Here is a 13,608-nt window from a genome sequence, read left to right as displayed (position 1 = left end):
CCACGGAATCTCCGTGGGGTCTGACATCAAATGGTAGTGACGGCCACCGGCCGGGGATGGCTAATCCCGCGTCAGCTTCCGGTGTGTCACAGAATGCGGACGGGCCGCGTCCGCACCGAGACGGTCGATCTTGTTCGCCTCATACGCCTCGAAGTTGCCTTCGAACCAGAACCACTTACCTTCTTCGACATTGCCTTCCCACGCCAGGATGTGGGTGCAGGTGCGGTCGAGGAACCAGCGGTCGTGCGAGATGACCACTGCGCAGCCGGGGAACAGTTCGAGCGCGTTCTCCAGCGAGCCGAGGGTTTCGACGTCGAGGTCGTTGGTGGGCTCGTCGAGCAGGATCAGGTTTCCGCCCTCTTTGAGGGTCAGCGCGAGGTTCAGGCGGTTCCGTTCACCACCGGAGAGCACCTCGGCCTTCTTCTGCTGGTCAGGGCCTTTGAATCCGAACGCACTGACGTAGGCGCGCGAAGGCATCTCGTTCTGGCCGACCTCGATGAAGTCGAGGCCGTCGGAGACGACCTCCCAGACGTTCTTCTTGGGATCGATGTTGGCGCGGTTCTGGTCGACGTAGCTGAGCCGAACCGTCTCGCCCACCTTCACCTCGCCGGAGTCCGGCTCTTCGAGCCCCACGATGGTCTTGAAGAGGGTGGTCTTGCCGACGCCGTTGGGTCCGATGACACCGACGATGCCATTGCGCGGCAGGGTGAACGACAGGTCTTTGATCAGCACTCGGCCGTCGAACCCCTTGTCGAGGTTCTTGACGTTCACGACCACATCACCGAGGCGCGGCGGCGTCGGGATCTGGATCTCTTCGAAGTCGAGCTTGCGCATCTTGTCGGCTTCGGCAGCCATCTCCTCGTACCGACCCAGGCGCGCCTTGTTCTTGGTCTGGCGTGCCTTCGAACCGGAACGAACCCACGCGAGTTCTTCCTTCAACCGACGCTGCAGCTTCTGATCCTTCTTGCCCTGGACCTCGAGCCTCTCGGCCTTCTTCTCCAGGTATGTGGAGTAGTTGCCCTCATACGGATGCAACTTGCCGCGATCGACCTCGCAGATCCACTGCGCGACGTGATCGAGGAAGTAACGGTCGTGAGTGACCGCGAGCACTGCACCGGCGTACGACGCCAGGTACTGCTCGAGCCACAGCACGCTCTCGGCGTCGAGGTGGTTGGTGGGCTCATCGAGAAGCAACAGGTCAGGCTTCTGCAGCAGCAACTTGCACAATGCGACGCGACGACGCTCACCACCGGAGAGGTGGGTGACCGGCTCGTCGGCGGGCGGGCAACGCAGGGCATCCATCGCCTGCTCGAGCTGCGAGTCGAGGTCCCACGCGTCACCGTGGTCCAGCGCCTCCTGCAGCTTGCCCATCTCTTCCATGAGCTCGTCCGAGTAGTCGGTGGCCATCAGTTCGGCGATCTCGTTGAAACGGTCGAGCTGCTCCTTGATCAGGCCCATACCTTCTTCGACGTTCTGCCGAACTGTTTTTTCTTCGTTGAGCTTGGGCTCCTGCATGAGGATGCCGACGCTCGCGCCTGGGTCGAGGAACGCCTCACCGTTGGACGGCTGGTCGATTCCGGCCATGATCTTCAGGATGGACGACTTACCGGCACCGTTGGGGCCCACCACCCCGATCTTGGCACCGGGATAGAACGACATGGTGACATCATCGAGAATCACCTTGTCGCCGTGTGCTTTTCGCACCTTTTTCATTGTGTAAATGAACTCTGCCACGTTATGGCCTCTCTACCTGATCGCACGTGTCACCGCGGTTTGGCGGGCCGATCGACTGCACCTGCAGCAATCGGCAACTCCTCCAGCGTAGTGGGTCATCGCCGCCCCGCCGGCCCGGGCGAGCCTACCCGTCGGCCACGACGGATCGGTGGCGCCCGATCGTCGCTGCCAGGGAGTGCGGGAGCAAGCGCGAACGGTCGGCGGGAAACACCAGATCCAGTGCCACATCGTCTGCGAACCGGTAGGGCTGCGCAGCGAGAACCCCGACCAGGTACTTCCGTAGCCGCGACATCTCGGCGCGTACGGTGATCGCCCGCCCCCGGTCGCCGAAGATGTCCGCGGCGAGTTCTGCGGCGGAGGTCCCGGCCGGCGACACCGCGAGTAAGAAGAGGATCTCCGCGTGCCGTGGCGACAGCTCATGCGACCACGAACCCAGCTCCGTCTGGACGTGGATGGTGCTGTGGTGGGGGTCGCGCAGATCCAGACGCACCCGCGACCGGGCGCCGATCGTCTCCGGATCGTCTTCGGTCGGCAGTACGAGCCAACCCCCGGGCAGGGGCTCGACATCGCACACGCCGAGTTCCGGCAGCCACGCCGTACCGGCCTGCACGCGTGTCGGCAGCGCGATGCGGTTGCGATCGATGGTCCTGCCCACCGCCGCGACCCACCCGTGGTTGTCCACGGCCAGCGCCGGCCGGTGTGCCGCGGCGAGCAGCGGCGCGGCGACCGACCGCAGACCGTCCAGCTGACGACGGTGCTGTTCCCGGAGGCTCGACTCGGCGAGTCGGGCCACCGCGTCCACCAGGGCCAGCACGATCGGCGCCACGGTGTTCGCCGGTCCGCTCACGTCGATCGCACCCAACAGCCGGCCGTCGCGTGGATCCCGGATGGGCGCACCTGAGCACGTCCAGGCGTGATGACTTCGCAGAAAATGCTCAGCAGAGAAGATCTGGACGGCTGTGCGGGACACCAGCGCCGTCCCGATCGCGTTGGTTCCCGCCGAGTCCTCGGCCCAATCGGCTCCTTCGACAAACCCGAGCCGATCCGCCCGGTGCAGGACTGCCCGGGCACCACTGCGCCACAGCACCTTTCCGTGACTGTCGGTGACCACCACGATGTTGTCACCGCCCGCAGTCGCAGCGGCGAGGCCTCCGATCAGATCAGGCAGCAGCGGCGCCAAACCCGATTCGCGTCGTCGCAGCTCGAGATCGGCGACGATCGGTCGCGGCCGCACCGCGTCGGGATCGACCCCGCCACGCCGCAGCCGGAGCCACGACGCGCTGATCAGATCCCGCGGCCGTGCGGGGGACTTTCCGCCGGCCATCGTAGCGTCGTAGACCTCGGCGAGGACCTGCGCGTAACTGCGCGGGTCCTCGCCTGCGGGAACTGCCGGTTCGATGTCGGTACCCACCTAGCGGTAGACCAGTCCGCCGTCGATCATCACCGACTGTCCCGTCATGTAATCCGCATCGGCTCCGGCGAGGTACGACACGAAAGACGCGACGTCCTCGGCGGTCTCGGCGCGGCCGAGCGCAATACCCTCGACGAACTTCTCGTAGGTGGCACCAACCGGTGCACCGGTGAGATCAGCGAATCGCTGATCGATGGTCACCCACATGTCCGTGCCCACCACGCCCGGGCAATAGGCGTTCACCGTGATCTTCTCCGAGGCATACTCTTTCGCCGCGGCCTGCGTCAGCGCGCGAACGGCGAACTTCGTCGCGCTGTAGACACCGAGCATCGCGAACCCATCGTGACCTGCGATCGACGACGCATTGATGATCTTGCCGCCATGGCCGAGTTGCCGGAACTTCGCCGCCGCGGCCTGGATACCCCACAAGACACCGTCGACATTGATCGCCCAGATCTTCGACAGCTGCGCCGGTGTCACATCGTCCAGCGGTGAGACCTGCGCAATGCCTGCGTTGTTCACCATGATGTCGAGACCGCCGAGCGCGACGGCAGCGGAATCGACCGCCGCGAACACCTGATCGCGGTCCGCCACATCCGCCTCGATCGTCTCTGCTTTCCTACCGATCTCCCGGATTTCGGCGGCCACCGACGTGATGCCTTCGACATTCACGTCCACGAGGGCGATGTCGGCGCCATCGCGGGCGAGGCGAAGGGCGATACCGCGACCTATCCCCTGGCCACCGCCAGTGATCAGGGCGACCTTTCCGTCCAGGCTCATCGGAGCACCTGCGCGGACGGATCGATCAGAACCTTCATCTTGGTACCGGCGTGGAGAGCTTCGAAGCCCTCGTCGAGCACGTCGTCCAGAGCGATCGTGCTGACCCATCCGGTGGTGTCGTAGCGGCCCTGGGACATCAGACCGATCACGGCCTCATAGTCGGCAGACGTGTAACACAACGAACCCTGTATCCGGGACTCGTTCATCACCAGATTGAGAAGTGGAGTGGTCAAAGGCTTTTCGTAGATTGCAACACTCACCATCGGGGACCGAGCGCCGATGCAGGCCAGGGCGGTCTGCACGGCAGGCTCCACGCCGGCGGCGTCGTAAGCGGCGTCCGCGCCACGGCCACCGGTGGTGTCTGCGATGAATCCGGGGACATCCACCGCCGTGGGGTCGAGCGTCCGGGCTCCGAGCACCTCGATCGCCGCACGCCTGGTCGACGATGGCTCGACGACGTAGACGTCCTCCAGGCCCATCCCGGTCAGCGCAAACCACAGACCGATACCGATCGGTCCGGCCCCGAAGACCATCGCGGTCTCACCCGGATGCACATCACCCAGGGACGCTGCGTGGTAAGCCACCGACATCGGTTCGACGAGAGCGCCGAGTTCGAGCGAGACGTTGTCGGGAAGCTTGTGGAGCATCCGCTGGGGCACCACCGTGTATTCGGCCATGCCTCCGTCGGACATCAAGCCGTGGAAACCGATCTGAGCGCAGATGTTGTAGTTGCCCGCGCGGCACGAGTGGCAGTTGTCGCAACGGTAGAGCGGCTCAACGGCAACCCGATCACCCGGCGAATGGCCGATGACCCCCTCGCCCACCTCGGTGATGGTGCCCGAGAACTCGTGACCCATCACCAGCGGCAGTTGCTGACCCGTCAACGGATGGGGCTCGGTCGGGATGAAGATCGGACCGGCGTAGTACTCGTGCAGATCGGTTCCGCAGATCCCGTTGAATCCGACCTTGATCTTCACTTCACCTGGCCCCGGGTGCGGCTCCGGCACGTCGCTGACCTCGAGCTTGTTCGGCCCGTAGTAGACGGCTGCTTGCATCACTGCCTCCTTGCTCGGCGATGGCGGATGCCACCGATGGGCTGAAGGTATGTGAGCCAGGGCACAACCCGACAGGGTTGCAGGGCGTTGCATTCGACCACTCCGGCGGGGCGTCGCGACTGCAACCCCTCGCAACCCTGCCGGCGTGAGTGTGATCCAGATCATGGTTACTGCGCTGATCCGCCCAACAAAGGAGATCGAGATGGCGACAAGAACACCACCGGCTGCGGGAGCACCCGCGCCCGCTGCGGACCCGACACCCGATCCGCCCGCGTCACCAGACAACGCCGAGGCCCCCTCGCGCTGGGTCCTGTTCGGACTCGCGAACCTTGTTGTTGTGGTGGTGGTGTCCGTGGCGAGCTGGTATCTGCTGGCCGACCCCGAGCTCAGTCCATGGAATTTCTATCCCCTCCCGTTCAATGCCGCACTGTTCTGGGCGATCCTGTTCGTGGTGTTCATCGGCTTCAACGCAGAGTTCGCCGGCTTCGACCGCCTACGACAGCCGTGGCGCGGACTCGCGATCGCCGCTGCTACGGGGCTGTTCTCAGTCGGCATGACTGTGTTGCTCGCCCAGGGTCTCGGACACATCGACCCCGACTTCGCAGTCGGCCGCGACGGCGGGCTCGGTTATTTCACCGGCGCACTGTTCGTGCTGTTCGGTTTCGGCACCTTTGTGATGGCCGTTCTGAACTGGCAGCACTGGCCGTGGCCACAGCTCGGCCTGAAACAACCCGCGGTCGGGCTCGCCGAGATCGCGGCCGTCGCCGCACCGACCATGGTGCTGTACTTCGTCATCGGTCTACCGTCGGTGTCCCTGAGCAGCGGCGATCCCCTGATGTCGGTCGACACCGTGCTCGGCTGGTTCTACGCGATCATCGTCTCGGTCATCCTCACGGGGCAGACCCTGGACAACTGGCCGTGGCGACTCGCGGGCAGTCCCGGTCGCATCGCGCTGGCCGCGACCATCGGCAACGTCGCGTTGGGCACGCTCCTCTATTTCACCGCCCTTCCACTGATCAGGTTACTGCTCGGTTCACTCACCGCGGACGGCCTCGGCGACACCCTTCACCAATATCCCGCCCAACTGGGTGTGTGCTGGGCTTTCTGGATGATCTTCTGGGCCAACGCTTTCGGTAACCGTCCGACCGGGTTCGGCACGGCTGCCAATCTCGCGATCAGAACGGTGGTCACGTTGGCGCTGGCCGTCGCGACCTTCGTTCTCTACTACCGCTTTGCCGCCGAGCACATCTTGCACGAACCGGCCGCAGCACCCGGTATCAGCGGAAACGCCCTGGGCTTCATCGATTGGCTGGTCTTGTGGACCCTGCTCTACGTGGTCGGGTTCGGATCACTCGGCCTGCGGCGACTGTCGCCGGGAGAACCGGTCACAGCGGAGTGAGATCAGGCGGCTGCCGCGTCGGTGTGCCCGGCAGCGGATTGCGCCACCGCCTCCGGCGGTTCGGTCACAGATTGACCCGGACCGCCGCGGGTGGTGGCCCCGACGTAGGTCACCGCGCAGCGACTCAGGTCCAACCCCACGGTCGTCGCGGTCATCTCGAGATCGGCGCGCCGCTCCCCGTCGTCGGCCACGTACTCGTTCGTCTTGATCTGCCCGTGGGCGATCACCGGCCTGCCTTTCGCCACCACCGACACCACCCCGTCGATGAGCTTTCGCCAGCAACTGACGGTCAGATACAGAGTGGGGCCGTCAACCCATTCACCGTTGCGCTTGTCCAGCCGGCGCGAATTGCACGCCATGCGGAACGAGAAGACATCCTCCCCCGACGCCGTCTGGCGGCGACGCGGTTGCGAGATGACGGTGCCGATCACGGTCGTGTAGGTCTCGTACATGAACTCCCCCTGCTGATTCTCCCGGCATCGACCGGTCGACGAATTGGCTCGTCTGATCAGCATGACCGCCCGCGAAGAGGACACACGGGCCGAACGGGGTCATCTGTGGAGACGCGGCACAACTGTGGACAAGTCGGCAGTTCGCGACGTCAGGAGCGGGTACCAGGCGAGTCGACATCCGTTTCGGCGGACTCGCCGACGGGGGCGGCGGGCGGCGGATCGGATGCCTGCGGCCTGCCGGAGAGCTGGGCGAGCATCGCGTTGTAGCTCGCCAGCTCCGCACCGTCATCGCGCTCTTCTCGCCGGTCGAAGCGGGTCGCCTGCCTTTGATCCTGCCGACTCCATTGCACCAGCAACGCGAGCATCACCAGGACGAGCGGTATCTCACCTGCTGCCCAGGCGATGCCGCCGCCGAGGCGCTGATCACTCATCAGGTCGGGGTTCCACGGCAGCATCAGGCTGTTGTAGTAATCGCGCGCGATGATGTTGTCGGTGCTCATCAAAGCAACGCCGAAGAACGCATGGAATGGCAGGGAGCCGAACACCATCGCGAGCTTGGCCACCGGTGACAGCGTGCGAGGTGCCGGGTCGATACCGATGACAACCCAGTAGAAGAGGTAGCCGCTGACCATGAAATGCAGGTTCATCGCGACGTGCGCTGCGTGATAGTCCGCCAGCAGCTCGAACACACCGCCCAGGTACAGCACGTAATAGCTGCCGACAAAGAGCACCGACGCGACCAGTGGGTGGGTCATGAACTTCGAGAACGGACTGTGCAGGAGTGTCAGGATCCACTCACGGGGGCCCGGAGGTGCGCCGCGTCCGGCAGGCGACAGCGCCCGCAGCGCCAGGGTCACCGGGCCGCCGAGGACCAGAAGTACCGGCACCAGCATCGACAGGACCATATGCGCGATCATGTGCATGCTGAACAGCGCGGGCGCGTACTTTCCCAGTCCTGACGAGGTTGCGAACAGCAACGCCGCGCACCCCAGCATCCACGTGATCGTGCGTCCGATCGGCCACGCGTCCCCGCGGCGGCGGAGCCTGATCACGCCGCGCAGATACACCACGGCCATGACGATCGCCAGGGTGCCGAACAGCAGGTCGAAGCGCCAGTCGGTCAGCAGGGCACCGAAGGTCGGCGCCTCGTCGATGCGGTAACCAAGGACGAGTTCGGCGGCCGGCATGTCGGCCGGATCGACGTTGGCCGGCGGCGGGGTACGCGAGAGCCCGACCGCGATACCGAAAGTCGCCGCGAACACGAGCAACTCGACGAATGCGAATCTGACGAACGGCTTGCTACCGGCATCACCGGACAGAGCCGGGATGGTCGTACGCCGATGCCAGGCGCCGAAACCACCGAGGACGACCAATGCGGCGAGTTTTGCGAGCACGAGCTGCCCGTAGGTCTCGGTGAAGAGTTGATCGATGTGCACCCGGACCAGTGCATTGACGACTCCACTGGCTCCCACGACGATGAAGCACCAGAAGGCCACACGCGAATACCGCCGGGTCGCCAGGGCCGTGAACTGGCCGCCTCCGCGTGCGTAGGCCAGCAGCGCGAACAGGCCACCCATCCAAAGGCAGGCGCCGACGATGTGCAGAATCAGGCTGTTGGTGGCGACATCGTGGCTTCCGCCGGTCGACGAATGTCCCGCGATGGCTATCGGCATCAGCGTCAACAACGCCAGCGGCAACGTGATGAGGGTCCACGTCCAGCGCAACGCGATCCGGGCAACGATCGCGCAGATCAACGCGAAGATGGCCGTCCACAACCAGGATCGCGCATCGGCCACCTGGTCGAAGGCTGTGGTCATGCGATCAACCGTCAGAGTCTCCGACAAGGGGAAGCCGGAGGCGTCCGAGATGGTCAGCGGGATCATGAGCAGTGCCGCGATCGCCCAGACCAGCGCACCCACCGATGCGAACCTGATTGCGCGATATCCGCCGACGTCCAGAACCCCGTCCTGTTGCGGCGGAACGAAGAAGGCCGCGAACAGCGCCCCACCGACGGCAACCACCGCTCCGATCTCACCGATTGTCTGCACGGTGGGCAGTCCGTAACGCGTCAGCGCACCGGGATCACCGACGCCGGCCAGATCCAGGGCCTTGCTCGCGGAGATGGCGGTGACTGCGATGGCTACTGCAGCCGCGACCCAGGCCAGCACCCACCCGATGCTCGCCGCGGCACTACGGCGGATGTCGATCGAATCGGCGCTCGGCGTACTCACTCTTTCAGGGTAGGCACCGCGCCGGTGTGACTTGCGTCCGCCCGCTCGAGCCGGGGCCGATATACTCACTCGCGCCGGTGTACCGGCACGCCTCCGTAGCTCAGGTGGATAGAGCAAGAGCCTTCTAATCTCTAGGTCGCAGGTTCGAGTCCTGCCGGGGGCACACCTAGTGGATCTGACGCACGCACCGCTCGCGTCAGCGCACGACGCGCAAGAATTTTCCACCGGTACTGCGCCGAGGGGCCTCGCCGGTGTCGACGACGGCAACCGAGTGCAGGCCGCGGTCGGTGAGCAACTCGCGCAACCTGCCGACCGCCGCGTCGGCCGCCGCATCGCGATCGTCCCCGGTTGGTACTCGCAGACGCAGGGCAACGCGGTCCGGCGACTCGACGACGATCTGGTACTGCGCTCTGGGTGCCACCGCGTCCACCGCAGACGTGATCAACAGAGGCGGTATGCGTACGGTGCCCTGCGGACCACTGAACTCCAGAAAGTCAGCCATCCGCCCGGTGACGGTGAACGCCGGCAGTCTGTTCCCACATTTACACGGCGCGATGTCCATGGTGATGCTGTCACCGAGCTCGTAGCGCACGATCGGTTGTACACGGCGGAACAATGTGGTGAGCACTGACGAATGAGAAGGCTCTCCTGGTGGAGTGGGCGCCCCGTTGCGGTCCACTGGTTCGAGGATGACCCAGTCGGAATTGAGGTGCATGCGGCCCGCCGCGCACTCCCGGGCGATCGACAGGCACTCGTTGGCGCCGTACGTGTTGATCACCGGCGCTCGCCAGGCCTGACTGACCAAGCGTGTCATCGCTTCACTCATACCCTCTGCGACCGGTCTCACCACCACCGGACTTATCCGAAGCCTGCCGGTCACCTGCTCCCCTGCCAGCAGCGCGACGGCGCTCGCGTACCCGGTCAGCACTGCAGGGTCGTAGTCGTTCAGCTGATCGACGAGATCATCGAGCGGCGAATCCACCGGAAACAGGCGGGCCTGCTGTCCGCCACCTGCCTCCGCTTGCTGCCAACGCAGCAATGCCCGCGCCATCCGATGGCCGGTGTCGGTCGAGATCACGGCGATTCGTCTTCCGCGTTTCACGATTCGCGCGATCTCGATCATGGAAGGCCTTCGCTCGCGCACGCCGAGAGCGCGCGCTACCTGCATCGCGAATCGGTCGGTCACAAAATATCCTGGTGTGCCGGTGGTTCCTGACGAAACAGTGAGCAAGTACTCCCCAAGAAACTTGGAGCCGGCGGCGTCCGAGTCCGCCAAGAACTGTTCGACGGTGCCACGGGTGATCCGCGGATCTGTGACCCAATCATCGAACGACGCCATCAGCTCCGCTTTGTTGGTGACCGGCAGCTCCGCGACCGACTGCACCTCGTCGGGCAGGCCTCGATAAAGCTCGGCGAAGTACGTCGAATGCGTACGGGCATGTGTCACCAGTGCATTGAGTCGCTCGCTGTTCCTGCGGGTGTTCTCCACCGGATCATCGACACCTGCCTTTCGGATGTCACGCTGCAGGGACTTGAGCTCCTCTTCGGATGACGCCACCTCGTCAGACTGTCACTCGCTCGGGACCGGACATGGCGAACTAGCCGCATTCATACGTTCACGCTGTGCTGCTCGCCACCCACGCGTGGTGCCGGTGGCTCAACCGATCAGGACGGGATGCTGAACTCCAGTGTTCCGAGTGCGTCCCGAGCCTCACCGACGTCGAAGCCCTCCGCCACCGCCGCCAGCGCTGCGCGCCAGGCGCCCGCCAGCATGCGGCCGAGTACGGGCGACGCCGGAGCTGTCATAGCGCTGATCTCGTCGGCCAGCCTGTCGGCTTCAGAGCCCGCGGGCGGGGCGCCGAGGATATGCAGGAAGTTCTCACGCACCGCGAAGTCGAAGCCAACCAGTAGTGCAGCATTCACCGCCGCGGAGCGGCCCCCCTCACCCGCGGAAGCTGCTGCAGCGCCTTCCATGCGATCGAGCAATCGCCGCTCCACGTCTTCGCGCGCGAACGAATACAGCTCGATCTTGCTGCCGAAGTGGTGATAGATCGCGCCGGTGGTGACGTGTGCGGCAGCCGCCAACTCGCCGAGGGTGACCTCATCGAACGGACGTGGACCGAACGCGCGCACCGCAGCAACGGCGAGCCGCCCCTTCGGGGAGGTCGATATCGGCATCCACTCACGCATTCGTACATAATGCCGTTATGCTCTACATAATCCAATTACGCCACTCCTACGAATAGAAAGAACGCCATGAAACTCGAGTTCCTGTTGGTCCCGACCACCGACCTTGCCGCGTCGCTGACGCTCTACCGCGACGGCCTCGGCTTCACCGAGTTGTGGCGCGAGGGCGACACCACAGCCGCGTTGACGTTGCCGGGAAGCGACGCACAGATCATGCTCGATGCCACCGATCCCGACGCCGCCCCCGGACCCGTGTTCGTGGTCGACGAACTCGAGTCATTTCACGCCGGACGACCGGACGGACTCACCGTCGTCGACGAGCCCGCAGAAATACCGGGAGGTTTTCTCGCTGCGTACCAGGAACCCGGCGGCGCAACCCTCTACGTCTTGGACCAGTCGACCGAGACTGTCGGCTGATCGCGGTCGCGTCTGTCGAGCCATGGGTATACGGTCGAAAGTGATGTCCGCCACATGGAGGTTGCCATGCAACTGTGGATACAAGGCCACTTCGTCGAGCGCCTCACCTTCGATGACAATCTGACCCTGTTCTTCAACGGCCACCACGAGTTGGTGCTCTGGGCGCCTTTCTCTCTCACCTCACCACCGGTCGGTGGGCGCGGCATCGATCACGACGACATCGATCCCGCACAGGTGATTCCCGAGCAACGCCCTATTTTCACGATGCTTGGCCACCGCTGCGATGTCGCCGAGTGCGACGACCATGGCGCAGTACATCTGGAGTTCGGCGACGGCAGCTCCATCGACCTCCCCACCGACCCGGACCGTCCCTCGTGGGAGTTGTTCGCAAAGCGGCGCGGTTATGCGACGTGCGAGCGGACCGACGAGGTCCGAATCATCGAGCACCATCACGCCTCCTCCTGACCGCAGACTCTTCGTGCGTTGGATTGTCAGACCCCCGATCTACACTTCGAACACAAATTCGATAACGAACTCTGGGGGCCTCATGATCGGTGCGGAAGCGGTGTCACTGCTGCGAATGCAGTTGCACGAGCTGGACTTCGACGTCACTCCGACGGAGTCCGTCGATCAGCTCACCGCCTTGGAAGAACTCAAGGCATCGTGCGCGGCTGCGCAGGCCAACGCAGTCATGAACTTGAATGCCAAACGCCGTGAGGAGCACTTCGCCCTGGGACTTCCGGCAAGCAAGGTCGGATCGGGTGTTGCCTCGGAAATCCGGCTGGCAGCCCGGGTCTCGCCGAACCGCGGGGGCCGGATGTTGGGGTTCGCGCGGGCCCTGGTCGACGAGATGCCCCACACCATGGCCGCGCTCCGCTCTGGCCTGCTCTCCGAATGGCGTGCCACCATTCTCGTCAAGGAGACCGCCTACCTCGATCTCGCCGACCGGCAAGCCATAGACGCGGAACTGTGCGGGGATCCCGCCACCCTGCACGGGATCGGCGACAAGAAGCTGGAGGCACGAGCGAAAGCACTGGCGTACGAACGCGATCCACATGCAGTGGTTGCTCGGTCCGGCAAAGCCGAGAAAGACCGCAGGGTCACCTCGCGCCCCGCACCTGATTGCATGGCCTCGGTCACCGCCTTGCTGCCAGTCACCAAAGGAGTCGGGGTGATCGCCGCGCTGCGCCGTGCCGCCGATCTCCACACCGCCGAGGGGGATGGACGCTCGCGAGATCAGATCATGGCCGACGTCCTGTTCGAGCGAGTCACCGGATGCTCCGCGGTCGACGGACCTCCCATCACGGTGAACCTGGTGTTGTCGGACTCCGCGCTGATGGGCAAGACCAACGGCGCAGCACATGTCCAGGACTACGGGCCCATCCCTGCCGAGATCGCGCGCCAACTCATAGCCACCGCCGCCCGGCGCGATACCGAACTCGCTTTGCGCCGCCTCTACGCCCGACCCGCAACAGGCGCCCTGGTCGCAATGGAGTCGGCCGCTCGCACGTTCCCCAAAGCCCTCGCACTACTGATCCGACTTCGTGACAGAACGTGCCGAACACCATTCTGCGATGCTCCTATCCGGCATATCGACCATGTCGAACCGCATGCACGCGGCGGTCCGACCACTGGCAAGAACGGCCAGGGCCTCTGTGAACCATGCAATTACGCCAAACAGGCGCCGGGTTGGCATTCCGAGAGCACGTCGCCAGGGGGTAGCCGGCATTCGGTGACCGTCACCACCCCGACCGGCCATCGGCATACGTCACTGGCCCCACCGATGAGCGTCAGATCACTGACGCTGACCACGTCCTCGGCCAGCCAGGTCGAGACCCATCTGCGTGAGCTGGTCGCCGCGTAGAACCGATCACTCTGACTATGCGCCTCGGGCATATGAACACTGTTGCATAGTGTCCTGTTGCATTGGTATGGTGCTGCT

Annotated in this window: 12 protein-coding genes and 1 tRNA gene; 5 read left to right on the top strand and 8 right to left on the bottom strand. The window is 64.6% G+C overall.

Annotated elements, in window-relative coordinates:
• Positions 1–60: 60 nt before the first annotated feature.
• The 4 genes from ettA to DFR67_RS21945 form a co-directional block, all read right to left on the bottom strand.
• Entirely contained in the window at positions 61–1,734 is a 1,674-nt protein-coding gene (ettA, locus tag DFR67_RS21960) for an energy-dependent translational throttle protein EttA (protein ID WP_110471617.1), read from the bottom strand.
• 124 nt (positions 1,735–1,858) lie between these two features.
• Positions 1,859–3,145: a GAF domain-containing protein gene (locus DFR67_RS21955; protein ID WP_245938086.1), complete on the bottom strand. Its 1,287-nt coding sequence runs from the start codon at positions 3,143–3,145 to the stop codon at positions 1,859–1,861.
• A complete protein-coding gene (locus DFR67_RS21950; protein ID WP_110471616.1) occupies positions 3,146–3,925 on the bottom strand; it encodes an acetoin reductase in 780 nt (259 codons plus the stop codon).
• Positions 3,922–4,980 (bottom strand): 2,3-butanediol dehydrogenase, encoded by a 1,059-nt coding sequence (locus DFR67_RS21945; RefSeq protein WP_110471615.1) that lies wholly within the window; start codon positions 4,978–4,980, stop codon positions 3,922–3,924. Before DFR67_RS21945 ends, DFR67_RS21950 begins: the two co-directional genes overlap by 4 nt.
• Before the next feature lie 202 nt (positions 4,981–5,182).
• Here DFR67_RS21945 and DFR67_RS21940 point away from each other — a divergent pair, with 202 nt between their 5' ends.
• Positions 5,183–6,379, top strand: a complete 1,197-nt coding sequence (locus tag DFR67_RS21940; protein WP_425451321.1) for a hypothetical protein — start codon at positions 5,183–5,185, stop codon at positions 6,377–6,379.
• 2 nt (positions 6,380–6,381) lie between these two features.
• Here DFR67_RS21940 and DFR67_RS21935 read toward each other — a convergent pair whose 3' ends face one another.
• Together DFR67_RS21935 and DFR67_RS21930 are read right to left on the bottom strand one after the other, a co-directional pair.
• Positions 6,382–6,831: a single-stranded DNA-binding protein gene (locus tag DFR67_RS21935; protein WP_110471699.1), complete on the bottom strand. Its 450-nt coding sequence runs from the start codon at positions 6,829–6,831 to the stop codon at positions 6,382–6,384.
• 149 nt (positions 6,832–6,980) lie between these two features.
• A complete protein-coding gene (locus DFR67_RS21930; protein WP_170135264.1) occupies positions 6,981–9,062 on the bottom strand; it encodes a bifunctional copper resistance protein CopD/cytochrome c oxidase assembly protein in 2,082 nt (693 codons plus the stop codon).
• Between the two features lie 89 nt (positions 9,063–9,151).
• On the opposite strand from DFR67_RS21930, the gene DFR67_RS21925 reads away from it, so the two are divergent.
• A tRNA-Arg gene (locus DFR67_RS21925) sits at positions 9,152–9,225 on the top strand.
• A gap of 33 nt (positions 9,226–9,258) precedes the next feature.
• Here the strand turns inward: DFR67_RS21925 and DFR67_RS21920 are convergent.
• Together DFR67_RS21920 and DFR67_RS21915 are read right to left on the bottom strand one after the other, a co-directional pair.
• On the bottom strand, positions 9,259–10,620 hold the full coding sequence (locus DFR67_RS21920) for a phenylacetate--CoA ligase family protein (protein ID WP_110471614.1): 1,362 nt from the start codon (positions 10,618–10,620) through the stop codon (positions 9,259–9,261).
• Positions 10,621–10,727: 107 nt separating this feature from the next.
• Positions 10,728–11,252, bottom strand: a complete 525-nt coding sequence (locus DFR67_RS21915) for a helix-turn-helix domain-containing protein (protein ID WP_110471613.1) — start codon at positions 11,250–11,252, stop codon at positions 10,728–10,730.
• A gap of 66 nt (positions 11,253–11,318) precedes the next feature.
• On the opposite strand from DFR67_RS21915, the gene DFR67_RS21910 reads away from it, so the two are divergent.
• The 3 genes from DFR67_RS21910 (at position 11,319) to DFR67_RS21900 (ending at position 13,530) form a co-directional block, all read left to right on the top strand.
• A complete protein-coding gene (locus tag DFR67_RS21910; protein WP_110471612.1) occupies positions 11,319–11,666 on the top strand; it encodes a VOC family protein in 348 nt (115 codons plus the stop codon).
• A gap of 66 nt (positions 11,667–11,732) precedes the next feature.
• Positions 11,733–12,131 (top strand): DUF6188 family protein, encoded by a 399-nt coding sequence (locus DFR67_RS21905; protein WP_146240499.1) that lies wholly within the window; start codon positions 11,733–11,735, stop codon positions 12,129–12,131.
• 82 nt (positions 12,132–12,213) lie between these two features.
• On the top strand, positions 12,214–13,530 hold the full coding sequence (locus tag DFR67_RS21900; RefSeq protein WP_110471610.1) for an HNH endonuclease: 1,317 nt from the start codon (positions 12,214–12,216) through the stop codon (positions 13,528–13,530).
• Positions 13,531–13,608: the final 78 nt, after the last annotated feature.

It is taken from the genome of Williamsia limnetica (assembly GCF_003217475.1).
Taxonomy (GTDB): domain Bacteria; phylum Actinomycetota; class Actinomycetes; order Mycobacteriales; family Mycobacteriaceae; genus Williamsia; species Williamsia limnetica.
The sequence above is the reverse complement of the archived record's forward strand: the minus strand, read 5'-3'. Positions and strand labels throughout refer to the sequence as shown.